Source organism: Pseudomonas frigoris (assembly GCF_047758635.1).
Classification (GTDB): Bacteria; Pseudomonadota; Gammaproteobacteria; order Pseudomonadales; family Pseudomonadaceae; genus Aquipseudomonas; species Aquipseudomonas frigoris.
On sequence record NZ_CP180479.1, the window covers coordinates 5668169 to 5694509 of the forward strand.

Consider the following 26341-nt stretch of genomic DNA (forward strand, 5'->3'; position numbering starts at 1 on the left):
AGAAGTCTGCGTTAAAGCGGTCCGAGCCGCCGGGGAAAGCGAAGGAAGGCCGAAGCCCCCGATCACCTGCATTAATCACAGTGCACCTTTCAAAAAAACCGCCGCGTTGGGACAGACCGGAAGATGAAACACCGGTACGTTGCTCGCTACACATTTTTTGGAATCGCCCAGCAAAGACTGCTTGGTAATCGGCAACTCCTGCAATTCAGGCGAATCCACAGAAGTTGTATCAAGAAGGGAGCGTAGTCTACCGGAAAGCCCCTTTCAGCTCAAACCTAGATCTTCGTGCGGTGGCTGCCAATGCAAATTCCAACGGTCCTTTGCACTGCCGTCCAAGCCCCGCAGGTTGGCCACCGCCAGCAATTGCTCGTCTCGGTAGAGCAGCGGCAATCTGCCACGGGCGAACGCCGGCACACCACGTTCATTGAGCAAACGCTTCAGATCGCGATGGCCGCGACCGGGCAAATTCATCACCTCACCTCCCTCACGATAGCGGATATGCAGCAGGCCATCGGGGATTTGGCCGGTGAGTGTGAGCACGCCGTTGTCCGGCAACACCAGCGATAGCGAGGGGTCGGGCCAGTTTCCGACGGCGGGCGACGTGCGCAACCAACTGCCGGACAACCACCAGATACGCCCACCCGCCCGATGCAGTTCGCCATCCGCCAGCCGCCAGATCGGGCAGGCATCGCCGCTGGCATCACGTAAATTCTCCCAACCCGACCAATGGTCACTGTCCGGCATTCGCGTCAGCGGTTCGAGCCAATGACTTAAGGCATTACGCTGACGAGCAGCGGACAGCGTTTCAAATGCCCCCAGTTTCAGGGACGGCAATCCCAGCCAATCAAAATCATTGGCAGTGCTGGCGCCAGCCAGGTCGATTTGCGCAAGCTCATCGAGCAATCCCTGCGCTTCGCTCAGGTGCGCAGCGCTGCGGGCCATGGTCGTTACCGCTTGCGGCCAACGCTTGGTCAATACCGGGAACACCTGATGGCGCAGGTAGTTTCGCGAGAATTGCCGATCCTGATTCGATGGGTCTTCGATCCAGCTCAGCCGATGCTCCGCCGCATAGGCTTCAAGCTCAGCCCGAGTGACATCGAGCAATGGCCGAAGCAACTGCCCTTTACCGAGCGGGCGCTGGCGTGGCATCCCCGACAATCCCCTCACCCCTGCCCCACGCAACAGCCGGAATAACAACGTTTCCGCCTGATCGTCACGGTGCTGGGCGGTCATCAACACTTCATTGGCCTGAGTCGCCTCGATGAACGCGGCATATCGCGCATCCCGGGCTGCACGCTCAAGACTGGCGCCGGGTTGAACCTGTACGCGAACAACCTGCAGCGGCACACCCAGCGCATCACAGACCGACTGACAATGATCCGGCCACGCATCAGCCACAGCCTGAAGGCCATGATGAACATGGATGGCGCTTAGCGCCGGCAGGGATTCGGTTTTCGCGAGGTGTACGAGAAGGTGCAGCAGAACGGTGGAGTCGAGACCACCGGAGAAGGCGACGTGCCAGGTTGTGGCGGTGCGCCAGGGGCTCAGGTTTAGCAGGAACCTGGCAGACAGATCGATATTGGAAGGACTCATAGAGATCGATCATTCCACATAAATCCCCTGTAGGAGCTGCCGAAGGCTGCGATCTTTTGATCTTGCATTTTCAGGATCAAAAGATCGCAGCCTTCGGCAGCTCCTACAGGGGTGTAGCGAGTACAGTTACAGACCGTAGCTCATCAGACGCTCGTAACGGCGAGCCAACAGCGCTTCGTTATCGAACTTCTTCAACATCGCCAGCTGCGAGCTCAGCTCGGCACGGATCGATGCAGCCGCAGCGGCCGGATTACGGTGTGCGCCGCCCAAAGGCTCGCTGATCACTTTATCCACAATACCCAGGCCTTTCAGGCGCTCTGCAGTGATGCCCATGGCTTCAGCAGCGTCCGGCGCTTTCTCGGCGGTCTTCCACAGAATCGAGGCGCAACCTTCCGGCGAAATCACCGCGTAAGTCGAGTACTGCAGCATGTTCAGTTGATCGCAAACGCCGATCGCCAGAGCACCACCGGAACCACCCTCACCGATCACGGTGGCGATGATTGGGGTTTTCAGGCGTGCCATGACGCGCAGGTTCCAGGCAATCGCTTCGCTCTGGTTGCGCTCTTCAGCGTCAATACCAGGGTAAGCACCCGGGGTGTCGATGAAGGTCAGGATCGGCATTTTGAAACGTTCGGCCATTTCCATCAGACGGCACGCCTTGCGGTAGCCTTCCGGACGCGGCATGCCAAAGTTGCGACGAACTTTCTCGCGCACTTCACGGCCTTTCTGGTGACCGATGATCATCACCGGCTGGTCGTCCAGACGGGCAATGCCGCCGACGATCGCAGCGTCGTCGGAGAAGTGACGGTCGCCGTGCAGTTCGTCGAACTCGGTGAAGATGTGTTCGATGTAGTCCAGGGTATACGGACGTTTCGGGTGACGCGCCAGACGCGCGATCTGCCAGCTGGTCAGCTTGCCGAAGATGTCTTCGGTCAGCGTGCTGCTTTTGTCCTGCAGGCGGGAGATCTCATCGCCGATATTCAGCGAATTGTCATTACCGACCAAGCGCAACTCTTCGATCTTGGCTTGCAGGTCGGCGATCGGCTGTTCGAAATCTAGAAAATTCGGGTTCATAGGCGTCCGTCTTGGGTCGACCTCCAAGAGAGCTTGGGCCGGCCGGTTGTCTATTCGCGCCCTACCTTAAGGGAGAGGCGCGTTCAGGTCGAGATTAAAAATTGGGTCGAGATCAGAGCTGCTCCCTTTTGGAAGAGCGGCACCTGACCGTCAACGGTATTGGAGGAAGACGTTGTCTCGCCCGAACTGGTCACGCAGGGCTTGAATCAAGGCATCCGCCGGATCGATCCGCCAGGTCTCGCCGAACTGCAGCAAGGCCTTCGCATCGGGACTGGTGTATTCCATGGTGATAGGGCACGCGCCACGGTGACGCTTGAACAACTCACCCAGCCAGCGTAGCTGATCGCCTTTCAAATCCTGGGTCTGCAGCTTCAAGCGCAGGCTTTCGGCCAGGTTGGTGCGCGCATCTTCCATGCTCATCACCCGCTTGACCCGCAGCCGCAAGCCACCGGAGAAATCGTCGTTGCTGACTTCGCCTTCGACCACCACCATCGCGTCGGTCTGCAACAACGATTGCGCGGAATGGAACGCCTCGGCAAACAGCGAGGCTTCAATCCGCCCGGAGCGGTCGTCGAGGGTGATGAAACCCATCTTGTCGCCCTTTTTGTTCTTCATCACCCGCAAGGCGATGATCATGCCCGCGACGGTCTGGGTATCACGGGCCGGTTTCAGGTCGATGATGCGTTGACGGGCGAAACGGCGGATCTCACCTTCGTATTCGTCGATCGGGTGACCGGTCAGGTACAGACCCAAGGTGTCTTTCTCGCCTTTCAGGCGCTCCTTGAGCGTCAGTTCCTTGGCTTTGCGGTGATTGGCGTAGACATCGGCGTCTTCTTCGACGAACAAGCCGCCAAACAGATCGACGTGACCGCTGTCTTTGGTACGCGCGGTTTGTTCGGCCGCCTTGATCGCCCCTTCCATTGCGTTCAGCAAGACCGCGCGGTTGCGGTCGATATTGGCCTGATAGGCTTTCTGCTCGTCATGGAAGTAAGGGCCCAGACGATCCAGCGCACCGCTGCGGATCAAACCGTCCAGGGTGCGCTTGTTGATACGTTTGAGATCGACACGGGCGCAGAAATCGAACAGATCCTTGAACGGACCGGCCTGACGCGCCTCGGTGATCGCCTCAACCGGACCTTCGCCCACACCTTTGATCGCGCCGAGGCCATAAATAATCCGGCCTTCGTCATTCACCGTGAACTTGAACTCCGAAGTATTCACATCCGGCGCGTCGAGACGCAGCTTCATGGTGCGAATTTCTTCGATCAAGGTCACGACCTTGTCGGTGTTGTGCATATCCGCCGACAGTACCGCGGCCATGAATGGCGCCGGGTAGTGCGTTTTCAGCCAAGCGGTCTGATACGACACCAGGCCATAAGCAGCCGAGTGAGATTTGTTGAAGCCGTAACCGGCGAATTTTTCCACCAGGTCGAAAATGTTACCAGCAAGGTCCGCGTCGATATTGTTAGCGGTGCAGCCTTCAATGAAACCGCCGCGCTGCTTGGCCATTTCTTCGGGTTTTTTCTTACCCATGGCTCGACGCAGCATGTCCGCACCGCCGAGGGTGTAACCGGCCATGACCTGAGCAATCTGCATCACCTGTTCCTGATACAGGATGATGCCGTAAGTCGGTGCCAGAACCGGTTTGAGGCCTTCGTACTGGTAGTCCGAGTGCGGGTACGCGAGTTCGGCGCGACCGTGCTTACGGTTGATAAAGTCGTCCACCATGCCCGATTGCAACGGGCCCGGACGGAACAGGGCCACCAGTGCGATCAAGTCTTCCAGGCAGTCGGGCTTGAGCTTTTTGATCAGCTCTTTCATGCCACGCGACTCGAGCTGGAACACCGCGGTGGTTTCGGCTTTTTGCAGCAACTGGTAAGTCGGCTTGTCATCCAGCGGGATGAACGCGATATCCAGCGGCGGCTCATCAACCTTGGCGCGATCGCGGTTGATGGTTTTCAGCGCCCAGTCGATGACCGTCAGGGTCCGCAGACCGAGGAAGTCGAACTTCACCAGGCCAGCGGCTTCAACGTCGTCCTTGTCGAACTGGGTGACCAGACCATCACCGGCCTCATCGCAATAAATCGGCGAGAAGTCAGTCAACTTGGTCGGGGCAATAACAACACCACCGGCGTGCTTACCGACGTTACGCACAACGCCTTCCAGCTTGCGGGCCATTTCCCAGATTTCGGCGGCCTCTTCATCAACCTTGATGAAGTCACGCAGGATTTCTTCCTGTTCGTAGGCCTTTTCCAGGGTCATGCCGACTTCGAACGGGATCATCTTCGACAGACGATCCGCCAAACCGTAGGACTTGCCCTGCACCCGCGCTACGTCACGGACCACAGCCTTGGCCGCCATGGAACCGAACGTGATGATCTGGCTTACCGCGTTGCGGCCGTATTTCTCGGCCACGTAGTCGATTACACGGTCGCGACCGTCCATGCAGAAGTCGACGTCGAAGTCGGGCATGGATACCCGTTCCGGGTTAAGGAAACGTTCGAACAGCAGGTCATATTCCAGCGGGTCAAGGTCGGTGATCTTCTGCACGTAGGCCACCAGCGACCCGGCACCCGATCCACGGCCTGGACCTACCGGCACGCCGTTACTCTTGGCCCACTGGATAAAGTCCATAACGATCAGGAAGTAACCGGGGAAACCCATCTGGATGATGATATCCAGCTCGAAATTCAGCCGGTCGACGTAGACCTGACGCTTGGTTTCGTAGTCTTCGGTGGTGTCCTTGGGCAGCAGAACGCTGAGGCGATCTTCCAGACCATCGAAGGAAACCTTGCGGAAATACTCGTCGATGGTCATGCCATCGGGGATCGGGAAGTTGGGCAGGAAGTGAGTGCCCAGCTTCACTTCAATGTTGCAGCGCTTGGCAATCTCGACGGTGTTTTCCAGCGCTTCGGGAATGTCGCTGAACAACTCGGCCATTTCCTCGGCGCTTTTGAGGTATTGCTGATCGCTGTAATTTTTCGAACGCCGCGGATCATCGAGGGCACGGCCCTCACCGATGCAAACGCGAGTTTCGTGAGCGGCGAAGTCTTCCTGCTTGATGAAGCGCACGTCGTTGGTAGCGACCAGCGGCGCACCGATTTTCTCGGCCAGGGCCACCGCGCCGTGCAGCTGTTCTTCGTCATTGGGGCGGTTGGTGCGCTGGATCTCCAGATAGAAACGATCCGGGAACACGGCCATCCATTCACGTGCCAGGTTTTCCGCTTCGGCCGGGTTGCCACTGAGCATCGCCAGACCGATCTCGCCTTCTTTCGCCGCCGACAGCATGATCAAGCCTTCGCTGGCTTCGGCCACCCACTCGCGCTCGATGATGACCGACCCATTGCGCTGGCCGTCGATGAAGCCGCGGGAGATCAGTTCGGTGAGGTTGCGATAACCCACGGCGTTCATCGCCAACAGACTGATCCGGCTCAGAGCGTTATCTGGATCCTTGTTCGACAGCCAGAGGTCGGCGCCGCAGATCGGCTTGATCCCGGCACCCATGGCGGCTTTATAGAATTTGACCAGGGAACACATGTTGTTCTGGTCCGTGACCGCTACGGCAGGCATGTTCATGCCGACCAGGGTCTTGACCAGCGGTTTGATCCGCACCAGACCGTCGACCAGGGAATACTCAGTGTGCAGGCGTAGATGAACGAATGAAGCCGGCATAGTGATCCTGTCTAGAAACTAGAAACGTGAAGACAACAAGGCCCGGATTGTACCGGGCCTTGGCAAAAACATCAGCCTTGCGACTAACTCTCGATCAGGTTTTCCCGCGCCTCGTAAGCCAGGCGTACCGGGGCGAACGAGCGGCGGTGAATCGGCGTTGGCCCCAAGCGGGCCAGCGCCTCCAGATGAACCGGCGTCGGGTAGCCTTTGTGGCCACCGATGCCGTAACCCGGGTAAATCAATTCGAACGCTGCCATCTCGCGGTCGCGGCTGACCTTGGCCAGAATCGACGCTGCCGCGATGGCCGGTACCTTACCATCGCCCTGCACCACTGCTTCGGCGCGCATCGACAGCTTCGGGCAACGATTGCCATCGATCATCGCCAGTTTCGGCGTGATGTGCAGACCTTCGACGGCGCGCTGCATGGCCAGCATGGTGGCGTGGAGAATGTTCAGCTCGTCGATTTCTTCGACTTCAGCCCGGGCGATGCACCAGCTCAGGGCTTTTTCGCAGATCTCGTCGTAGAGTTTTTCGCGGCGTGCTTCGGTGAGCTTCTTCGAATCATTCAGGCCCAGAATCGGACGGTTCGGATCGAGGATTACCGCGGCTGTCACCACCGCACCACAAAGTGGGCCGCGACCGACTTCGTCAACGCCAGCGACCAAATCTTCAACTTCGGCGACCAGGGTGAAGTCCAGGCCCATCTGAATGCTTGCTTTGCTCATTGTGTTTTGCCGATCAGGTTCAGTACCGCGTCCGCCGCCTGATTGGAGGCGTCCAGACGTAAGGTACGGTGAATTTCATCGAAGCCGCGGGTCTGTTCTTCACCGCCTTCGATCAGTGGCGACAGCGTCTGGGCCAAGGCTTCAACGGTCGCATCGTCCTGCAACAACTCGGGCACCAACAGGCGCTGGGCCAGCAGGTTCGGCAAGGAGATGTAGGGACTTTTCACCATGCGCTTGAGAATCCAGAACGTCAGCGGCGCCAAGCGGTACGCGACCACCATCGGCCGTTTGTACAACAACGCTTCCAGGGTCGCCGTTCCGGAGGCAATCAGTACCGCGTCGCAGGCTGCCAGGGCCAGATGGGATTTGCCATCGAGCAATGTCAGCGGCAGATCTCGGCCCGCCAGCAGCTCTTCAAGTTGCTTGCGGCGCTCGGGGCCGGCGCAAGGCATGACGAACCGCACACCAGGGCGCAGGGCTCGCAGACGCTGGGCGGTATCGAGGAACAACGCACCGAGACGGCCAACTTCGCCACCACGGCTGCCCGGCATCAGAGCAACCAGCGGCCCGTCGGGCAAGCCGAGTTCAGCCCGCGCGGCGGCACGATCGGCTTCTAGCGGGATCGCATCGGCCAGTGAGTGCCCGACAAACCGCACCGGCACGCCCTTCTCTTCATAGAATTTCGCTTCGAACGGGAACAGCGTCAGCATCAGGTCGCAGCCTTCGCGAATCTTCAGCACCCGTTTCTGCCGCCACGCCCAAACCGACGGGCTAACGTAATGCACGGTCTTGATCCCGGCCTGACGCAGCTTGAGTTCGATATTGAGGTTGAAGTCCGGGGCATCGATACCGATGAACACATCCGGCTTCTCGGCGATAAGGTCGGCAACCAGCTTCTTGCGACGAGCCATCAGCTCACGCAATCGGCCCAGCACTTCCACCAGACCCATGACCGAAAGACGCTCCATCGGGAAATACGAGGTCAGGCCTTCGGCCTGCATCAGCGGACCGCCGACACCGATGAACTCGACTGCCGGGTGCTGAGCCTTGAGTGCGCGCATGAGACCCGCGCCAAGAATGTCGCCGGAAGCCTCACCCGCCACCAGCGCAATACGCAGATTAGCCATGATTAACGAGTGATGCCGCGGGTCGAAGACTGGATGGAATCACGGAACACCGCGACTTCCGGGAACTGATCAGAAGGCTCGGCCAGTTCGGTGAGCGCTTGCTCGACCGTCAGACCCTGGCGATAAACCACCTTGTAGGCACGACGCAACGCGTGGATCGCATCTTCGCTGAAACCGCGACGACGCATGCCTTCGAAGTTCATGCTGCGAGCTTCGGCCGGGTTGCCGAACACCGTGACGTACGCTGGGACGTCCTTGCCGATGGCGGTGCCCATACCGGAAAAGCTGTGGGCGCCGATATGGCAATACTGATGAACCAGGGTAAAACCAGACAGGATCGCCCAGTCTTCAACGTGCACATGGCCGGCCAACGCAGTGTTGTTGACCAGGATGCAGTGGTTGCCGATGACGCTGTCGTGGCCGATGTGGGCATAGGCCATGATCAGATTGTGATCGCCCAGGGTTGTTTCAGAACGGTCCTGAACGGTCCCACGGTGAATCGTCACGCCTTCACGGATGACGTTGTGGTCACCGATGACCAGACGGGTTTCTTCACCCTTGTATTTCAGATCGGGCGTGTCCTCGCCTACCGAAGAAAACTGGTAGATGCGGTTGTGCTTTCCGATTCGGGTCGGGCCTTTGAGAATCACATGCGGCCCGATCACTGTCCCCTCGCCGATTTCCACACCTGCACCGATGATCGACCAAGGGCCGACCTCGACGCCGTCGGCCAGGATAGCCGTCGGATCGATGATTGCGCGAGGGTCAATCAAACTCATAGTTTGCGTTCCGCGCAGATGATTTCAGCAGAGCAGACTGGCTTGCCATCGACCGAAGCCTGGCACTCGAACTTCCAGATCTGACGCTTGCAGCTCAGGAATTTGGCTTCCAGGATCAGTTGATCGCCTGGCAACACCGGCTGGCGGAAGCGCAGCTTGTCGGAGCCAACAAAGTAATAAAGGGTGCCGTCGGCCGGTTTCACGTCGAGCATTTTGAAACCAAGGATCCCGGCAGCCTGAGCCATCGCTTCGATGATCAATACGCCCGGCATGATTGGATGCGCGGGGAAGTGACCATTGAAGAAGGGTTCGTTGATGCTGACATTCTTGTAGGCGCGAATGCGCTTGCCTTCCACATCCAGTTCCACGACTCGGTCCACCAGCAGGAACGGGTAACGGTGGGGCAGGTATTCGCGAATCTCGTTGATGTCCATCATTTCGGGGGGAAGCCTATGTAAAGATTGGGAGGCGCGACTGACGCGCACCCCTCTAGCAAATCAAGGAGGCAGTCTAGCGGCTGTGCACACTTGATATGGAAATGGTATCAGCCATCTGATGAAGCATTACCGTCAGGGGTCACTTCCCCTACACGCTTTTCCAGCTGTCGCAACCGCCGCGCGATGTCGTCGAGCTGACGGATGCGTGCCGCGCTTTTGCGCCACTCGGCTGCCGGTTGCATGGCTGTACCGGAAGAATAGGAACCCTTTTCGGTAATCGAGTGGGTCACCATGGTCATCCCGGTGATGAAAACGTTGTCGCAAATTTCGATATGCCCCACCAGCCCTACGCCACCGGCGAGCATGCAATGCTTGCCAATTTTGGTGCTGCCGGAGATCCCCACGCACGCGGCCATGGCGGTGTGATCACCGACCTGGACGTTGTGGGCGATCTGAATCTGGTTGTCGAGTTTCACCCCGTTACCCAGAACGGTATCGGCCAGTGCACCGCGATCGATAGCGGTATTCACGCCAATCTCCACGTCGTCACCGACCAGCACACCACCGATCTGAGCGATTTTCTGCCAGACACCTTTCTCGTTGGCAAAACCGAAACCTTCGCCTCCGAGTACGGCACCCGATTGAATCACCACCCGTTTACCGATGCGAACATCGTGGTACAGCGTGACTCGCGGGGCCAGCCAGCCGCCCTCGCCAATCTCGCAGCGGGCACCAATGAAGCAGTGCGCGCCAACGGTCACACCCGCAGCAATACGTGCGCAGCTTTCGATCACCGCAAAAGCACCAATGCTCGCCGCTGGATCGACCACTGCATCCGCTGCCACCACTGCTGTCGGATGAATACCGGCAGCCGCCTTTGGCTTGGGATCGAACAGATGGGAAACCCGCGCGTAGGCCAGATAGGGATCCGGCACCACCAGCGAATCACCTGCAAAACCTTCAGCGTCAGCGGCTTTCAGCAACAGGGCTGCGGCCCGACTGTCAGGCAGGTATCTACGGTATTGGGGGTTTGCGAGAAAGCTCAACTGAGCTGGGCCAGCCTCTTGCAAAGTGGCTAGCCCAGTAATTTCTTTCTCCGGGTCGCCACGCAGTGTGGCGCCGAGGAACTCGGCCAACTGGCCGAGCTTTATAGTCGCTGTCATGGTTACTTCAGCTGATTCATGCGCTCGATAACCTGGCGAGTGATGTCGTACTGCGGTTTGACATCAATCACTGCGCCACGCTCGAAGACCAGGTCAAAAGCACCTTTCTTGATGACTTCTTCCACAGCGCTGTCCAGTTTCGGCTTGAGCTGCTTCAGCATTTCACGGTCAGCAACGGCTTTGGCTTCGTTCAATTCCTTGGACTGGAACTGGAAGTCACGGGCCTTTTGCTTGAATTCCAGCTCAAGACGCTCACGCTCGCCTTGCTGCATCTTGTCGCCACCAGCCATCAGACGGTCCTGGATACCTTTGGCACTGCTTTCCAGAGTCTTGAGCTTGGTCAGCTGTGGGCCGAACTTCTTCTCGGCATCCACGGCGTACTTCTTGGCCGCGTCGGATTCCAGCAGCGCCATCTGATAGTTCAGAACGGCGATTTTCATGTCGGCAAAAGCCGGACCTGCTACCAGTACGGTCGCCAGGAGAACCAATTGAGTCAACTTACGCACGATGCACTCCTACAAAATCCATTGTCGTTATCTTGGGTCAGACGCTTAGAACGTCTGGCCGAGGGAGAATTGGAACACTTGGGTTTCAGCGTTATCCGGTTTCTTGACTGGCATTGCCAACGCGAAGCTCAAAGGACCCAGTGCGGTAACCCAGGTCACGCCGACACCGACGGAGCTGGCCATGTTGCTCAGGCTGATGTCGTTACACGCTGTTTGAGCGGTTGAACCGACATTTGCGTTCGTCGTTTTATCGCACTTGGAGTCGAATACGTTACCCACATCCCAGAATACGGAAGTGCGCAGGGAACGCTGATCCTTGACGAATGGCAGCGGGAACAGCACCTCGACACCACCCTGGATCAAAACGTTACCACCGAACGGCAGCGGATCCTGGTCCGGGTCGGCCAGCGTGCCGGTGTTACCCGTCACAGCCGCACCGCGACTTGGGGTACTGCGAGGACCGAGGGTACTGTCCTTGAAGCCACGAACCGAGTTGAAACCACCAGCATAGTAGTTTTCATAGAACGGCAAGCCATCGGTAGAACCATAACCATCGCCATAGCCCAGTTCCGTGTGCAGGCGCATGGTGTAGTTTTCAGACAATGGCTGGAACAACTGGCCACGGTAATCAAGCTTGAAGAACGACAGGTCGCTGCCAGGCGTGGTGGTTTCCAGTGTCAGGCTTTGGGAATGACCACGGGTCGCCAATACGCCTTTGTTCAGTGTGGATTCGGACCAGCCGGCCGAAGCCTTGAAGTTCAGGTAGCTATCGCCTTCCCTGTTAACGAAGTCGAAGATCTCGTCAACGGTGTATTGACCGGTCTTGATCTTGTCTTGTTGCGCGGTCAAGCCGAAGGTCAGACGCGAAGTCTCGCTGATCGGATAACCGACGCTAACGCCTGCACCCAGGCTGTCCACGGCATAGCTGGCTACGTCGACGTCGAGGTCTTTGTAGTCAGTGGTGCGATAGAACGCGTTGTAACCCAGGCTCACGCCATCAGCCGTCCAGTACGGGTCGACGTAACCGAAGTTATAGCGGCTCTGGTATTGACTGCGGGTCAAACCGATGCTGACTTTGTTACCCGTTCCCAGGAAGTTGTTCTGGGTGATCGAACCACCGAGGATCAGACCAGCGCTCTGGGCGAAACCGACGCTGGCGGTAATCGAACCGGAAGCCTGTTCTTCAACGCTGTAGTTCACGTCTACCTGGTCGTCGACGCCCGGCACGGCCGGTGTTTCGACGTTGACTTCCTTGAAGAAGCCCAGACGCTCAAGACGAGTCTTGGATTGGTCGATCAGGTAGGTCGAAGCCCAGCCGCCTTCCATCTGACGCATTTCACGGCGCAGCACTTCGTCTTCGGACTTGGTGTTGCCACGGAAGTTGATGCGGTTCACGTAAGCTCGCTTGCCCGGATCGACGGCGAACGTGATGTCGACGGTGTGGTCTTCATCGTGAGGCTGAGGCACGCCATTGACGTTGGCGAAGGTGTAACCCTCGTTACCCAGACGGCGGGTGATCAGTTCGGACGTGGTGGTCATCAACTTGCGCGAGAACACCTGGCCTTTCTGGACCAGCAGCAGAGACTTGACCTGGTCTTCAGGGACTTTCAGGTCGCCGCTCAGCTTGACGTCACGGACGGTGTACTTCTCGCCTTCGTTGACGTTGACGGTGATATAGACGTGTTTCTTGTCCGGGGTAATGGACACCTGGGTCGAAGCGATATCCATGTTGATATAGCCACGGTCCAGGTAGTAGGAGCGCAGACGCTCCAGGTCACCGGAAAGTTTTTCACGAGCGTACTTGTCATCGTTCTTGAAGAACGACAGCCAGTTGGTGGTCTTGAGTTCAAACAGGTCAATCAGGTCTTCATCAGGGAAGACGGTGTTACCCACCACGTTGATGTGCTGGATAGCAGCAACGGTGCCTTCGTTGATATTGACCTTCAACGCAACGCGGTTACGCGGCTGCGGCACCACTTCAGTGTCGACGGTAGCCGAGTAGCGACCCTGAGCGACGTATTGGCGCTGCAGCTCGTTACGCACACCTTCGAGGGTGGCGCGCTGGAAGATCTCGCCTTCGGCCAGACCGGATTGTTTGAGGCCTTTCATCAGGTCTTCAGTGGAGATCGCCTTGTTACCCTCGATCTCGATACTGGCGACCGACGGGCGCTCGACTACCGTGATGACCAGGACGTTGCCATCGCGGCCCAGCTGGATATCTTGAAAGAAACCGGTTTTGAACAACGCACGAGTGGATTCCACCAGGCGACGATCATCCGCCTGTTCACCGACGTTCAACGGCAAAGCACCAAAGACGCTACCCGCGGAGACCCGCTGGAGGCCATTGACGCGAATATCAGAGATAGTGAAGGACTCGGCGTGAACTTCGGCGATCATCAATACGGTGAGAACCGCAGTTAGCAGCAGACGTTTCATGAAGTCCTTTCTTATTCCAACTGGCAATAAACAAACTGCCGCAAAATGCGGCAGATTCGCAATTCAGCGAAGCGTTACAGTCGACTTAGATCATTGACCAGAGCAAGCAACATCACCCCGATCACCAAACTGATACCGATCTGTATCCCCCAACCCTGCACCCGATCCGACAAGGGGCGACCACGCGCCCACTCGATCAGATAAAACAACAAATGCCCCCCATCCAGTACAGGAATGGGCAACAAATTCAGAACTCCCAAGCTAATACTCAGATAAGCAAGGAAATTCAGGAAATCAGCGACACCCGACTGGGCAGAAGCGCCCGCCACTTTAGCAATGGTTATCGGTCCACTCAAGTTTTTTACCGAGAGCTCACCGAACAACATTTTCTTGAGCGAATCGAGGGTCAGTACGCTCATGGTCCAGGTGCGTCGAGCGCCCTCTCCAATCGCGGCCACAGGACCATAACTCACTTCGCGAATCATCTCTGGCGGCCAATCAACTGCTTTCACCCCAGCGCCCAGATAACCACTGGGTGCCTTCTTCTCGCCGCGAGCGGCCAGCGTCACAGGGACGTCGATTTGAGCACTATCACGCTCGACGCGCAGCATGATTTTGGTATCAGGGTGCATACGGACCGTGTCCACCACCTGCTGCCAGTCATCAAGCGACTTGCCGTCCAGAGCTAACAGTCGGTCACCGGTCTTCAGGCCAGCAGCCTGTGCCGGGCCTTTCGGGTCAAGTTCGGCCAGGACCGGTGGCAGCGCCGGACGCCAAGGGCGTAAACCCAGCGAACGAATCGGATCCGGCTCATCGGCACCCTTGAGCCATTTATCCAGCATCAGTTCACGGGGCGAATCCACTGTGGAACCCTGATCACGGACCAGCAACTGCAGGGAACCGCTCTCCCCAAGACGACGGACCAACTGCAGGTTCACCGCGGCCCAGCCGGAAGTTGGCTCGCCATCGATGGCAATGATTTCCTGGCCCGCGCTCAAACCAGCCTTGGCGGCGATACTGCCGGATTCGACTGCACCAATGACCGGGCGCACTTGCTCGCTGCCGAGCATGGCGAGCACCCAGAAAAAAATCATCGCCAGTAAAAAGTTGGCAATCGGACCCGCCGATACGATAGCGATACGCTGGCGGACGGATTTGCGATTGAAGGACTGATCAAGCTGATCGGCCGGAACTTCGCCTTCGCGCTCGTCGAGCATTTTCACGTAACCGCCCAGCGGGATCGCGGCGACGACGAACTCAGTGCCTTTCTTGTCGTGCCAGCGCAGCAACGGCATACCGAAGCCTACGGAGAAACGCAGCACTTTGACCCCACAGCGACGTGCGACCCAAAAATGGCCGAATTCGTGGAAGGTGACCAGCACACCCAAAGCCACCAGGGTGCCGACAATCATATAGAGCGCGCTCATCTACTTTCTCCGCAATCCTGTCCAGTGCCGCATGGGTCAACGTATTGCAGCACTTACCGCCCGTGACGACTCAACCATTGTTCGGCCAGTACTCGCGCTTTCGCGTCGGCCGTGAACACTGCCTCGAGATCGTCAACCGCAACCACGGGCTCGAGATTCAACACTTCTTCGATGATACTCGCGATTTCCGGGTAGCGAACCCGCCCGTCGAGAAAGGCCGCGACCGCCACTTCATTCGCCGCATTAAGCATGGCCGGCGCGCTATTGCCGGATTCAGCCGCCTGACGCGCAAGACGCAGACACGGGAATCGCTCTTCATCAGGCGCCTGGAAGTCCAGCCGCGCAATTGCAAACAGGTCCAGCGGCGCAACACCCGAATCGATCCGCTCCGGCCAGGCCAGCGCGTTGGCGATCGGCGTGCGCATGTCAGGGTTACCCAACTGGGCCAATACCGAACCGTCGATGTAATCGACCAGCGAATGAATCACGCTTTGAGGATGAATCACCACTTCGACCTGGGACGGCTTGGCATCAAACAGCCAACAGGCTTCGATTAACTCCAGCCCCTTGTTCATCATGCTGGCCGAATCCACTGAAATCTTGCGCCCCATGGACCAGTTCGGGTGGGCACACGCTTGCTCAGGGGAAACATGCACCAGTTCAGCCATAGGTGTCTGTCGGAACGGACCGCCAGAGGCCGTGAGTAAAATCCGACGCACCCCGACGGCACTCAGTCCACGAGCGAAATCCTGTGGCATGCACTGGAAAATCGCGTTGTGCTCACTGTCGATCGGCAGCAACACCGAACCACTCTTGCGCACCGCCTGCATGAACAGCGCACCGGACATCACCAGCGCTTCTTTGTTGGCCAGGAGGATTTTCTTGCCGGCTTCGACCGCCGCCAGAGTCGGTCGCAAGCCCGCAGCGCCAACGATGGCCGCCATGACCGCATCGACCTCAGGATCGGAAGCAACCTGACACAGGCCCTCCTCTCCCACCAACACTCGGGTCGGCAGGCCTGCGGCGCGCAAGTCGTCCTGCAGGCCTCGGGCAGCACCCGCCTCAGGCACCACGGCGAACCGCGGCGTATGACGAATGCACAGCGCCAACAGCTCGCTCAGACGGGTGAAACCGCTCAAGGCGAAAACCTGATAACGCTCGGGATGGCGAGCGATGACGTCAAGCGTGCTCAGACCAATCGAACCGGTCGCCCCCAGGACGGTAATCTGCTGCGGGCGGCTCACGGTGCCGCCATCCACAGCAGCACGGCAAACACCGGAATCGCTGCCGTCAGGCTGTCGATACGGTCCAGCACGCCGCCGTGACCCGGCAGCAGATTACTGCTGTCCTTGATCCCGGACTGACGCTTGAACATGCTTTCAGTCAGATCACCTACCACCGAGATAAACACGATGATGGCTGCACCAATCAGACCTTTGAACAGCTGCGCCACCGTCCAGTCTCGAACCAGACCGACAATGACAGTAATGACCAGACTCACCGCGAGGCCGCCGTAGACGCCCTCCCAGCTTTTGCCGGGACTGACCTGTGGCGCCAGCTTGCGCGTGCCAAAGGCCCGGCCAGAGAAGTAAGCACCGATATCAGCACCCCAGACCAGCACCATCACCGCCATGATCAGCCAGTTGCCCAAAGACTCCTGCTTGATCTGAACCAGACCTTGCCAGGCGGGCAGCAGGATCAGCAGACCGATCACCAGCTTGCAGGCAGCGCTGGACCAGAGTTCGCTGGAGCGCGGATACGTCAACACCAGATAGGTTGCAACGCCCCACCAAAGCACCGAAGCGCCCAATACCCAAGGCGCGAGCCCAGGCACGATATGCATGACAAACAGCATCAACGCGACCACCGCTGCATAGGCAATGCGGATCGGCTGCTCAGTGAAGCCCGCCAGGCGAGCCCACTCCCATGCACCGAGGGTCACGACCAGCCCGATGAACAGCGCAAAACCGGTGCCTTCGAGCAGAAAAAACCCGCACAGGGCAATCGGCAGCAGGATCAGCGCGGTGATGATTCGTTGTTTAAGCATTAAACCCGGGCTCCAGCCTCGACCTGCTCGCTCGTTTTACCGAAGCGGCGCTGCCGAGAAGCAAAATCGGCCAGCGCGGTACGCATGGCATCGTGTTTGAAGTCCGGCCAGAACAGGTCGGAGAAGTACAACTCGGCGTAAGCCAGTTGCCACAGCAGGAAGTTACTGATGCGGTGCTCGCCACCGGTACGGATGCACAAGTCCGGCAACGGCAAATCGCCGGTAGCCAGACAGGTTTGCAACAGTTCCGGGGTAATGTCTTCCGGACGCAGGTGCCCGGCCTGAACTTCCCGAGCCAGACGCTGTGCGGCCTGCGCGATATCCCACTGTCCACCATAGTTGGCAGCGATCTGCAGAACGAAGCGATTGGCGCCCGCCGTCATTGCCTCAGCTTCACGCATGGCAGCCTGAAGCTCTGGATGAAAGCGCGAACGGTCGCCAATGATGCGCAAACTGATGTTGTTTTCGTTCAGGCGCTTGGCCTCGCGACGCAATGCCTTGAAGAACAGATCCATCAAGGCGCTGACCTCGTCGGCCGGGCGCTGCCAGTTCTCGCTGGAGAAGGCGAACAGGGTCAATACTTCGACCCCGGCCTCGGCACACACCTCGATCACCGCACGAACCGCATCCACGCCCGCTTTATGACCGGCGACACCCGGCATAAAGCGCTTTTTCGCCCAGCGATTATTCCCATCCATGATGATCGCGACATGGCGCGGCACCGCGGACGGCGCAGTCTGCTTGGTCTTATCCATTAAAACGCGACCCTTATACGGCCATCAGGTCTTTTTCTTTCTGCGCCAAATTCGCGTCGATTTCAGCCACGAACTTTTTGGTCAGGTCATCGATCTCGCCAGTGGCGCGACGCTCTTCGTCTTCGCTGATTTCTTTTTCCTTGACCAGATCCTTGAGCTGGCTGTTCGCATCACGACGGATGTTGCGCACCGCAACACGGGCATCTTCAGCGACATCGCGAGCCTGCTTGGTGAAGCCCTTACGGGTTTCTTCGGTCAGGGCCGGCATGGAGATCAGCAGCAATTCACCCAGGTTGGTCGGGTTGAGGTTCAGACCCGCGCTACCGATGGCTTTGTCGACGGCACCCAGCATGTTGCGCTCAAAGGCAACGACTTGCAGGGTACGGGCGTCTTTGACGGTGATGTTCGCCACCTGCTTGATCGGAGTGTCGGAACCGTAATACGGCACCATCACGCCTTCCAGAATGCTTGGATGCGCCTGGCCAGTACGAATACGGCCGAAGTTGTGCATCAGCGACTCGACGGATTTCTGCATACGCTCTTTAGCGTCTTTCTTGATTTCGTTGATCATTGTTGGCCTTCCTCGATCAGGGTCCCTTCAGCGCCGCCATGCACGATGTTCAGCAGGGCGCCGGGCTTGTTCATGTTAAATACGCGCAACGGCATCTTGTGGTCGCGGCACAGGCAAATGGCGGTCAGATCCATCACGCCCAGCTTGCGATCCAGCACTTCATCGTAAGTCAGATGATCGAACTTCTCGGCATGCGGGTCTTTGAATGGGTCAGCGGTGTAGACGCCATCGACCTTGGTCGCCTTGAGCACGACATCGGCATCGATTTCGATTGCACGCAAGCACGCTGCCGAATCCGTGGTGAAGAACGGATTGCCGGTACCGGCCGCGAAAATCACGACCTCCTTGGCGTTCAAGTGGCGCATGGCTTTGCGGCGATCATAGTGATCGGTTACGCCAACCATGGAAATGGCCGACATCACGATGGCCGAGATATTGGCACGTTCCAGCGCATCGCGCATGGCCAAGGCGTTCATCACAGTGGCCAGCATGCCCATGTGGTCGCCGGTGACCCGATCCATGCCGGCCGCGCTCAGCGCTGCACCGCGGAACAGGTTACCGCCGCCGATCACCAGACCGACCTGAACACCGATGCCGACCAGTTGGCCGACTTCCAGCGCCATGCGATCCAGAACTTTCGGATCGATCCCGAACTCTTCCGAGCCCATCAGGGCCTCGCCGCTAAGCTTGAGTAGAATGCGTTTATAGCGAGCCTGATAACCACTGCCCTGCTGAGCCATTGCGAATCTCTCCTGCGGCGTATTTTAAAAATTCTTTGCGAGCTGTTTACAGCTGGCGTTCACTCTAACTTGGCACTGCTTCAGCGCCATCGGAACATGGCTTTGTAAGCCAGTTCCAAAGGGAAACCAATTAAAAATTGGTGCCCCATCTGAAAAGAGGCTGCGCGCGTGAGCGGGCAGCCTCTTCAGGGCGACAGTTAAAAAACCGTCTTATTGCTTGGCGGCAGCCAGCTGGGCAGCAACTTCTTCAGCGAAGTTGTCAACCGGCTTCTCGATGCCATCGCCTACTTTGAAGTAGGTGAAGGAAACGATTTCAGCACCGGCTTTCTTGGCCAGTTCGCCAACCTTGATTTCAGGGTTCTTGACGAACGCCTGCTCAACCAGGCTCGCTTCAGCCAGGAACTTGCTGATACGACCTTTGACCATGTTTTCAACGATGTTTTCCGGCTTGCCGGCGATCTTGTCAGCGTTGAGGGTCAGGAACACGCCTTTCTCACGCTCGACCGCTTCAGCGGAAACTTCCGATGGCAGCAGGAATTCAGGGTTGGTGGCCGCTACGTGCATAGCGATGTCCTTGGCCAGCTCAACGGTGCCGCCTTTAAGGGCAACCACAACACCGATCTTGTTGCCGTGCAGGTAACCACCAACAACGTCACCTTCAACGCGAGCCAGGCGACGGATGTTGACGTTTTCGCCAACCTTGCCGACCAGAACCAGGCGATCGGCTTCTTGAGCTGCGATCAGCGGAGCGACATCAGTCAGTTTGTCAGCGAACGCTTTTTCAACGCTGGAAGCAACAAATGCCTTGAAGTCGTCCTGCAGAGCCAGGAAGTCGGTCTGCGAGTTCACTTCCAGCAGAACGGCGGATTTACCGTCTTCCTTCAAAGCGATCGCGCCTTCAGCGGCAACGTTGCCAGCTTTCTTGGCAGCCTTGATGGCGCCCGAAGCACGCATGTCATCAATGGCTTTCTCGATGTCGCCGCCAGCCTTGGTCAAGGCCTTTTTGCAGTCCATCATGCCTTCGCCAGTACGCTCGCGCAGTTCTTTGACCAACGCTGCAGTAATCTCTGCCATTTCAAAATTCCTCTTGGATAGGTTTTCAACCATTCCACCCGATCGAACGGGCGATCAATTCTTCCCGAACCACCGCTGCGGGTCGCTGCATGCTACAGACAATGCAACTGCGCTACCGACAAACGGTTTTCGAGGTGGCAAAAAGGGGGCCAAGCCCCCTTTTTGCTTACTGAGTCAACGCCAAGGCGTCAATTACTCAGCTGCTGCTACCGGAGCTTCTTCAACGAACTGCTCGGTGCCGCCAGCAACGTGGTTGCGACCGCGGATTACAGCGTCAGCCATCGAACCCATGTACAGCTGGATAGCGCGGATTGCGTCATCGTTGCCTGGGATGATGTAGTCAACGCCTTCCGGGCTGCTGTTGGTATCGACTACGCCGATAACCGGGATGCCCAGCTTGTTGGCTTCGGTGATCGCGATGCGCTCGTGATCAACGTCGATAACGAACAGAGCGTCTGGCAGACCGCCCATGTCCTTGATACCACCCAGGGAACGATCGAGCTTCTCAAGATCGCGAGTGCGCATCAGCGCTTCTTTCTTGGTCAGCTTGGCGAAAGTACCGTCTTCGGCTTGCACTTCAAGGTCACGCAGACGCTTGATGGAAGCACGGATGGTTTTGAAGTTGGTCAGCATGCCGCCCAACCAGCGGTGATCGACGTACGGCGAACCGCAACGTGCTGCTTCTTCAGCAACGATCTTGCCAGCGGAACGCTTGGTGCCGACGAACAGAATCTTGTTTTTGCCCTGGGCCAGACGCTCTACGAAAGTCAGAGCTTCGTTGAACATTGGCAGGGTTTTTTCAAGGTTGATGATGTGGATCTTGTTACGCGCGCCGAAAATGTATTTACCCATTTTCGGGTTCCAGTAACGGGTCTGGTGACCGAAGTGCACACCGGCCTTCAGCATATCGCGCATGTTGACTTGGGACATGATAGTTCCTTAATAAGTCGGGTTTGGCCTCCACGTATCCCAATGACCAACCAGCAGCATCAGCTGAAGGCACCCAGGTCATCGTGTCGACACGTGTGTGGATTTAGGCTTTTCAGGGGATCCCCGGAAAGCGGCGCATTTTATATCACAAGGCTGAAAAAAACGGAACCCGGATTGTTAAATCCTGGCGCGTGCTTTGGTTCCAGCCCTTGGAATCCTCCAAGAATGCGCCATTCTATAAGGAGAAGCGATGCACAGAGGCTCAGATTTGCGCTGCTCGTCTGTTAGAATCGCGTTTTTCAGGGCCGCGAAGATCGACCGCGCAACGCCCATTCCGTTTTAGAAGGCGCCATCGAGCGCAGAGAGAGCCTGTATGACCGTCACCCTCAAAACCCCAGAGGACATCGCAAAAATGCGCATCGCCGGCAAACTGGCCGCCGATGTGCTGGAAATGATTGCCGAACATGTCAAGCCGGGCATTACAACTGAAGAACTGGACCGCATCTGCCACGACTACATCGTCAACGAGCAGAAAGCCATCCCTGCCCCGCTCAACTACAAGGGCTTCCCGAAGTCGATCTGCACCTCGATCAACCACGTGGTCTGCCACGGCATTCCGAACGAGAAGCCATTGAAGGATGGCGACACGCTGAACATCGACGTCACCGTCATCAAGGACGGCTACCACGGCGACACCAGCCGCATGTTCCATGTCGGCACCGTGCCGGTCTGGGCCGAGCGCCTGTCGCAAATCACCCAGGAATGCATGTACAAGGCCATCGAAATCGTCAAACCCGGCTGCCGCTTGGGCGACATCGGTGAAGTCATTCAGAAGCACGCTGAAAAGAACGGTTTTTCCGTGGTTCGCGAATTCTGCGGTCACGGCATCGGCAAGGTGTTCCATGAAGAGCCGCAGATCCTGCACTACGGCCGCGCCGGCACCGGCATGGAACTGAAAGCCGGCATGACCTTCACCATCGAGCCGATGATCAACCAAGGCAAAGCCGACACCAAGGTACTGGGCGACGGCTGGACCGCGATCACCAAGGACCGCAAGCTGTCGGCACAGTGGGAACACACCCTGCTGGTAACCGAAACCGGTTACGAGATCTTCACCCTGCGCGCCGACGACACCATCCCGCGCGTTTCGGCCTGATCCGGGCGCGCAGCTCCTCAGCCTTATAGACAGGAAAGCCAATCGATGCCGCAGGTGGATCCCGAACTCTTCGACCGTGGCCAGTTCCAGGCTGAACTGGCTCTGAAGGCAAGCCCGATCGCGGCCTTCAAGAAGGCGATTCGCCAGGCCCGCGAGGTGCTCGACGAGCGCTTTCGCAGCGGCCGCGACATTCGCCGGTTGATCGAGGATCGCGCCTGGTTCGTCGATAACATCCTGCAAAAGGCCTGGGAGCAGTTCAGCTTGAGTTCCGAAGCCGACATCGCGCTGGTGGCGGTCGGCGGCTACGGTCGCGGCGAGTTGCACCCTTATTCCGACATCGATTTACTGATCTTGCTGGACAGCGCCGATCACGAAGTTTTCCGAGATTCCATCGAGCGTTTTCTGACGCTGTTGTGGGACATCGGCCTTGAAGTCGGCCAGAGCGTTCGCTCCGTGGACGAGTGCGTCCAGGAGGCCCGCGCCGACCTGACGGTCGTCACCAACCTGATGGAAAGCCGTACCATCTGCGGCCCCGAGCGCTTGCGCCAGCGCATGCTGGACGTCACAAGCACCGCGCACATGTGGCCGAGCAAGGACTTCTTCCTGGCCAAACGCGCCGAGCAGAAGGCCCGTCACCACAAATACAACGACACCGAATACAACCTGGAACCCAACGTCAAAGGCTCGCCCGGCGGCCTACGGGATATTCAGACGATTCTGTGGGTGGCCCGTCGTGAATACGGCACCCTGAACCTGCGGGCCCTCGCCGGCGAAGGTTTCCTGGTTGAGAGCGAAAACGCGCTGCTGGCCTCCTCCCAGGAATTCCTGTGGAAGGTTCGTTACGCCCTGCACATGCTCGCCGGCCGTTCCGAAGACCGCTTGCTGTTTGATCACCAGCGCACCATCGCCGGGCTGCTGGGCTTCAAAGGCGATGACGCCAAGCAAGCCATCGAAAACTTCATGCAGCAGTATTACCGGGTGGTCATGAGCATTGCCCAGCTCAGCGACCTGATCATCCAGCACTTCGAGGAAGTCATCCTCGCGCCGGAAGACGAAGCGCCGCCGCAGCCGATCAACTCGCGATTCCAACTGCACGACGGTTACATCGAGGCGCGCAACGACAACGTATTCCGCCGAACTCCGTTCGCCATGCTGGAAATCTTCGTACTGATGGCCCAGCAGCCGGAAATCAAAGGTGTGCGCGCCGACACCATTCGTCTGCTGCGAGAAAACCGTCACCTGATCGACGACGATTTCCGCAACGACATCCGCAATACCAGCCTGTTTATCGAACTGTTCAAGTGCAAGATCGGCATCCACCGCAACCTGCGACGGATGAACCGTTACGGCATCCTCGGCCGTTACTTGCCGGAGTTCGGCTTCATCGTCGGGCAGATGCAGCACGACCTGTTTCACATCTATACGGTCGATGCTCACACCCTGAACCTGATCAAGCACCTGCGTAAGTTGCAGTACACCCAGGTGTCGGAAAAATTCCCGCTGGCCAGCAAGCTCATGGGCAAATTGCCCAAACCCGAGCTGATCTACCTGGCCGGCCTGTACCACGACATCGGCAAGGGCCGGCATGGCGACCACTCGGAAATCGGCGCCGTGGATGCCGAAGCCTTTTGCCAACGCCACCAGTTGCCGGTGTGGGACAGCCGCCTGATCGTCTGGCTGGTACAGAACCATTTGGTGATGTCGACCACCGCCCAGCGCAAGGACTTATCCGACCCGCAGGTCATCCACGATTTCGCGCAAATCGTCGGCGACGAAACCCACCTCGATTATCTGTACGTGTTGACCGTCGCCGACATCAACGCCACCAACCCGACGCTGTGGAATTCCTGGCGCGCCAGCCTGTTGCGCCAGCTCTACACCGAGACCAAGCGTGCCTTGCGTCGCGGCCTGGAAAACCCGGTCGATCGCGAAGAGCAGATTCGCCAGACCCAGAGTGCAGCGCTGGACATTCTGGTACGCGGCGGCACCGATCCGGACGACGTCGAGCAGTTGTGGGCGCAATTGGGCGATGACTACTTCCTGCGCCACACCGCCGGCGACGTGGCCTGGCACAGTGACGCGATCCTCCAGCAGCCGGCCGATGGCGGGCCGCTGGTGCTGATCAAGGAAACCACCCAGCGCGAGTTCGAAGGCGGCACGCAGATTTTTATCTATGCGCCGGACCAGCACGACTTCTTCGCCGTGACCGTGGCGGCAATGGACCAGCTCAACCTGAACATTCACGACGCCCGGGTCATCACCTCCAGCAGCCAGTTCACCCTCGACACCTACATCGTGCTCGACACCGACGGCGACTCGATCGGCGATAACCCGGCGCGGGTCAAACAGATTCGCGAAGGCCTGACCGAAGCCCTGCGCAACCCGGACGACTACCCGACCATCATTCAGCGTCGGGTACCGCGCCAGCTCAAGCATTTCGCGTTTGCGCCACAGGTGACGATCCACAACGACGCCCAGCGTCCGGTGACCGTGTTGGAACTCAGCGCCCCCGACCGCCCTGGCTTGCTCGCGCGGATCGGCACGATTTTCCTCGAATTCGATCTATCGCTGCAGAACGCCAAGATTGCGACCCTCGGCGAGCGCGTGGAAGACGTTTTCTTCATCACCGACGCGAACAACCAGCCGTTGTCCGACCCATTGCTGTGCAGCCGCTTGCAGGATGCAATCGTCGAACAGCTGACCGTCAGTAACGAACCCGATATCAAACTGTCGCGCATCAGCATCTGATTGCGCGCCAGGATTCAGCCGCTTTGAACGAGACCCCGCACCGATGAACAACGCTCTTAACCAATTGCAGCCCTACCCGTTCGAGAAGCTCCGCGCCCTCCTCGGCAGCGTCACGCCAAACCCGGACAAACGTGCCATCGCACTGTCCATCGGCGAGCCGAAACACCGTTCGCCAAGCTTTGTCGCCGAAGCCCTGGCAAGCAATCTGGATCAGATGGCCGTGTACCCGACCACCCTCGGCATCCCGGTCCTGCGTGAAGCCATCGCCGCGTGGTGCGAACGTCGTTTCAGCGTTCCAAAAGGCTGGCTCGACCCGGCGCGCAACGTGCTGCCGGTCAACGGTACCCGCGAAGCGCTGTTCGCGTTCACCCAGACCGTGGTCAACCGTGGCGACGATGCACTGGTGGTCAGCCCGAACCCGTTCTATCAGATCTATGAAGGCGCCGCTTTCCTAGCCGGGGCCAAGCCGCATTACCTGCCGTGCCTGGACGAAAACGGCTTCAACCCTGATTTCGACGCCGTTTCCCCTGACATCTGGAAACGCTGCCAGATCCTGTTCCTGTGCTCGCCGGGCAATCCGACCGGCGCACTGATCCCCGTCGAGACCCTGAAGAAGCTGATCGCCCTGGCCGACGAATACGACTTCGTGATCGCCGCCGACGAGTGCTACAGCGAACTGTATTTCGACGAACAAACCCCGCCGGCCGGGCTGCTCAGCGCCTGCGTGGAACTGGGCCGCAAGGACTTCAAGCGTTGCGTGGTGTTCCACAGTCTGTCCAAGCGCTCCAACCTGCCGGGCCTGCGTTCGGGTTTTGTGGCCGGTGATGCCGATATTCTCAAAGGCTTCCTGCTCTATCGCACCTACCACGGCTGCGCGATGCCGGTTCAGACCCAACTGGCCAGCGTTGCCGCGTGGAATGACGAAGTGCACGTGCGTGCCAACCGTGCGCTGTACCGCGAGAAATACGATGCGGTGCTGGAGATCCTCCGCCCGGTGATGGATGTGCAGCGCCCGGATGGCGGCTTTTACTTGTGGCCGAGCGTTGACGGTGATGACGAAGCGTTTTGCCGCGACCTGTTTGTCGAAGAGCATGTGACTGTGGTGCCGGGTTCTTATCTGTCCCGTGACGTCGACGGTGCTAATCCGGGCGCTGGTCGTGTGCGCATGGCTTTAGTCGCGCCGTTAGCCGAATGCATCGAAGCCGCAGAACGAATTCGCGCGTTTATTACCCGCAACAAGTAGTCTCCCGCCCGCACTGTGCAACGCAGTGCGGGTACACTTTTATAACCGGTAACACTTCAGCCGAAATCAAAGCTTACCGAACTGCATAGTCCCCTTTACTCTCGTGCAGCGCATTAGCGTGCGTATTCACACAACCTC

The 26341-nt window shown here is 58.3% G+C and carries 21 protein-coding genes; 3 read left to right on the plus strand and 18 right to left on the minus strand.

Going from position 1 to position 26341, the window contains the following annotated elements:
- Positions 1 to 264: 264 nt before the first annotated feature.
- The 18 genes from tilS to rpsB all read right to left on the minus strand — a co-directional run bounded on the left by tilS (position 265) and on the right by rpsB (position 21056).
- The gene (gene tilS / locus ACMXYH_RS26130; protein WP_415765409.1) at positions 265 to 1593 is read right to left on the minus strand and encodes a tRNA lysidine(34) synthetase TilS; all 1329 of its coding nucleotides are present in this window, start codon (positions 1591 to 1593) and stop codon (positions 265 to 267) included.
- A 126-nt stretch (positions 1594 to 1719) separates the two neighbouring features.
- A complete protein-coding gene (locus tag ACMXYH_RS26135) occupies positions 1720 to 2667 on the minus strand; it encodes an acetyl-CoA carboxylase carboxyltransferase subunit alpha (protein ID WP_008154040.1) in 948 nt (315 codons plus the stop codon).
- 150 nt (positions 2668 to 2817) lie between these two features.
- On the minus strand, positions 2818 to 6339 hold the full coding sequence (gene dnaE, locus ACMXYH_RS26140; protein ID WP_129441635.1) for a DNA polymerase III subunit alpha: 3522 nt from the start codon (positions 6337 to 6339) through the stop codon (positions 2818 to 2820).
- Between the two features lie 83 nt (positions 6340 to 6422).
- Entirely contained in the window at positions 6423 to 7049 is a 627-nt protein-coding gene (rnhB, locus tag ACMXYH_RS26145) for a ribonuclease HII (protein ID WP_161990825.1), read from the minus strand.
- Between the two features lie 11 nt (positions 7050 to 7060).
- Positions 7061 to 8191, minus strand: a complete 1131-nt coding sequence (lpxB, locus tag ACMXYH_RS26150) for a lipid-A-disaccharide synthase (RefSeq protein ID WP_134418756.1) — start codon at positions 8189 to 8191, stop codon at positions 7061 to 7063.
- Between the two features lie 2 nt (positions 8192 to 8193).
- Positions 8194 to 8970, minus strand: coding sequence for an acyl-ACP--UDP-N-acetylglucosamine O-acyltransferase (gene lpxA, locus ACMXYH_RS26155; RefSeq protein ID WP_134418755.1), 777 nt, complete (start codon positions 8968 to 8970; stop codon positions 8194 to 8196).
- Positions 8967 to 9407, minus strand: coding sequence for a 3-hydroxyacyl-ACP dehydratase FabZ (gene fabZ / locus ACMXYH_RS26160; RefSeq protein ID WP_128607522.1), 441 nt, complete (start codon positions 9405 to 9407; stop codon positions 8967 to 8969). Before fabZ ends, lpxA begins: the two co-directional genes overlap by 4 nt.
- Before the next feature lie 107 nt (positions 9408 to 9514).
- Complete coding sequence (lpxD, locus tag ACMXYH_RS26165) at positions 9515 to 10570, minus strand: UDP-3-O-(3-hydroxymyristoyl)glucosamine N-acyltransferase (RefSeq protein WP_415765410.1); 1056 nt, start codon at positions 10568 to 10570, stop codon at positions 9515 to 9517.
- A 2-nt stretch (positions 10571 to 10572) separates the two neighbouring features.
- Entirely contained in the window at positions 10573 to 11076 is a 504-nt protein-coding gene (locus ACMXYH_RS26170; RefSeq protein WP_008028980.1) for an OmpH family outer membrane protein, read from the minus strand.
- A 45-nt stretch (positions 11077 to 11121) separates the two neighbouring features.
- Complete coding sequence (bamA, locus tag ACMXYH_RS26175; protein ID WP_134418754.1) at positions 11122 to 13512, minus strand: outer membrane protein assembly factor BamA; 2391 nt, start codon at positions 13510 to 13512, stop codon at positions 11122 to 11124.
- A gap of 74 nt (positions 13513 to 13586) precedes the next feature.
- Positions 13587 to 14939, minus strand: coding sequence for a sigma E protease regulator RseP (gene rseP / locus ACMXYH_RS26180; protein ID WP_129441623.1), 1353 nt, complete (start codon positions 14937 to 14939; stop codon positions 13587 to 13589).
- 53 nt (positions 14940 to 14992) lie between these two features.
- Positions 14993 to 16183, minus strand: a complete 1191-nt coding sequence (gene ispC, locus ACMXYH_RS26185) for a 1-deoxy-D-xylulose-5-phosphate reductoisomerase (protein WP_415765411.1) — start codon at positions 16181 to 16183, stop codon at positions 14993 to 14995.
- Complete coding sequence (locus ACMXYH_RS26190) at positions 16180 to 16986, minus strand: phosphatidate cytidylyltransferase (RefSeq protein WP_415765412.1); 807 nt, start codon at positions 16984 to 16986, stop codon at positions 16180 to 16182. Before ACMXYH_RS26190 ends, ispC begins: the two co-directional genes overlap by 4 nt.
- Positions 16986 to 17741: a polyprenyl diphosphate synthase gene (gene uppS / locus ACMXYH_RS26195; protein WP_074879695.1), complete on the minus strand. Its 756-nt coding sequence runs from the start codon at positions 17739 to 17741 to the stop codon at positions 16986 to 16988. Before uppS ends, ACMXYH_RS26190 begins: the two co-directional genes overlap by 1 nt.
- A 13-nt stretch (positions 17742 to 17754) precedes the next feature.
- Positions 17755 to 18312, minus strand: coding sequence for a ribosome recycling factor (gene frr, locus ACMXYH_RS26200; protein WP_033056300.1), 558 nt, complete (start codon positions 18310 to 18312; stop codon positions 17755 to 17757).
- Complete coding sequence (gene pyrH, locus ACMXYH_RS26205; RefSeq protein WP_003172271.1) at positions 18309 to 19052, minus strand: UMP kinase; 744 nt, start codon at positions 19050 to 19052, stop codon at positions 18309 to 18311. The genes frr and pyrH overlap by 4 nt, the downstream gene beginning before the upstream one ends.
- Positions 19053 to 19262: 210 nt before the next feature.
- A complete protein-coding gene (tsf, locus tag ACMXYH_RS26210; protein ID WP_129441615.1) occupies positions 19263 to 20126 on the minus strand; it encodes a translation elongation factor Ts in 864 nt (287 codons plus the stop codon).
- Between the two features lie 192 nt (positions 20127 to 20318).
- Positions 20319 to 21056 carry a 30S ribosomal protein S2 gene (gene rpsB, locus ACMXYH_RS26215; RefSeq protein WP_003219330.1) on the minus strand — a complete coding sequence of 246 codons (738 nt, stop codon included), beginning with the start codon at positions 21054 to 21056 and terminating at the stop codon, positions 20319 to 20321.
- A 373-nt stretch (positions 21057 to 21429) separates the two neighbouring features.
- Here rpsB and map point away from each other — a divergent pair, with 373 nt between their 5' ends.
- The 3 genes from map to dapC are packed head-to-tail and all read left to right on the plus strand — an operon-like array spanning position 21430 to position 26203.
- Positions 21430 to 22212 carry a type I methionyl aminopeptidase gene (gene map / locus ACMXYH_RS26220; RefSeq protein ID WP_123365851.1) on the plus strand — a complete coding sequence of 261 codons (783 nt, stop codon included), beginning with the start codon at positions 21430 to 21432 and terminating at the stop codon, positions 22210 to 22212.
- A 45-nt stretch (positions 22213 to 22257) separates the two neighbouring features.
- Positions 22258 to 24960, plus strand: a complete 2703-nt coding sequence (locus ACMXYH_RS26225) for a [protein-PII] uridylyltransferase (protein WP_415765413.1) — start codon at positions 22258 to 22260, stop codon at positions 24958 to 24960.
- A gap of 43 nt (positions 24961 to 25003) precedes the next feature.
- Positions 25004 to 26203 carry a succinyldiaminopimelate transaminase gene (gene dapC / locus ACMXYH_RS26230; RefSeq protein WP_134418752.1) on the plus strand — a complete coding sequence of 400 codons (1200 nt, stop codon included), beginning with the start codon at positions 25004 to 25006 and terminating at the stop codon, positions 26201 to 26203.
- Positions 26204 to 26341 lie beyond the last annotated feature (138 nt).

Coding starts and splice junctions, on each gene's coding strand:
- tilS (WP_415765409.1), bottom strand. CDS start 1,593: ATGAGTCCTTCCAATATCGATCTGTCTGCCAGGTTCCTGCTAAACCTG.
- lpxD (WP_415765410.1), bottom strand. CDS start 10,570: ATGACAGCGACTATAAAGCTCGGCCAGTTGGCCGAGTTCCTCGGCGCC.
- lpxB (WP_134418756.1), bottom strand. CDS start 8,191: ATGGCTAATCTGCGTATTGCGCTGGTGGCGGGTGAGGCTTCCGGCGAC.
- tsf (WP_129441615.1), bottom strand. CDS start 20,126: ATGGCAGAGATTACTGCAGCGTTGGTCAAAGAACTGCGCGAGCGTACT.
- rpsB (WP_003219330.1), bottom strand. CDS start 21,056: ATGTCCCAAGTCAACATGCGCGATATGCTGAAGGCCGGTGTGCACTTC.
- lpxA (WP_134418755.1), bottom strand. CDS start 8,970: ATGAGTTTGATTGACCCTCGCGCAATCATCGATCCGACGGCTATCCTG.
- rseP (WP_129441623.1), bottom strand. CDS start 14,939: ATGAGCGCGCTCTATATGATTGTCGGCACCCTGGTGGCTTTGGGTGTG.
- dapC (WP_134418752.1), top strand. CDS start 25,004: ATGAACAACGCTCTTAACCAATTGCAGCCCTACCCGTTCGAGAAGCTC.
- pyrH (WP_003172271.1), bottom strand. CDS start 19,052: ATGGCTCAGCAGGGCAGTGGTTATCAGGCTCGCTATAAACGCATTCTA.
- dnaE (WP_129441635.1), bottom strand. CDS start 6,339: ATGCCGGCTTCATTCGTTCATCTACGCCTGCACACTGAGTATTCCCTG.
- ACMXYH_RS26225 (WP_415765413.1), top strand. CDS start 22,258: ATGCCGCAGGTGGATCCCGAACTCTTCGACCGTGGCCAGTTCCAGGCT.
- frr (WP_033056300.1), bottom strand. CDS start 18,312: ATGATCAACGAAATCAAGAAAGACGCTAAAGAGCGTATGCAGAAATCC.
- ACMXYH_RS26135 (WP_008154040.1), bottom strand. CDS start 2,667: ATGAACCCGAATTTTCTAGATTTCGAACAGCCGATCGCCGACCTGCAA.
- map (WP_123365851.1), top strand. CDS start 21,430: ATGACCGTCACCCTCAAAACCCCAGAGGACATCGCAAAAATGCGCATC.
- fabZ (WP_128607522.1), bottom strand. CDS start 9,407: ATGATGGACATCAACGAGATTCGCGAATACCTGCCCCACCGTTACCCG.
- uppS (WP_074879695.1), bottom strand. CDS start 17,741: ATGGATAAGACCAAGCAGACTGCGCCGTCCGCGGTGCCGCGCCATGTC.
- ACMXYH_RS26190 (WP_415765412.1), bottom strand. CDS start 16,986: ATGCTTAAACAACGAATCATCACCGCGCTGATCCTGCTGCCGATTGCC.
- bamA (WP_134418754.1), bottom strand. CDS start 13,512: ATGAAACGTCTGCTGCTAACTGCGGTTCTCACCGTATTGATGATCGCC.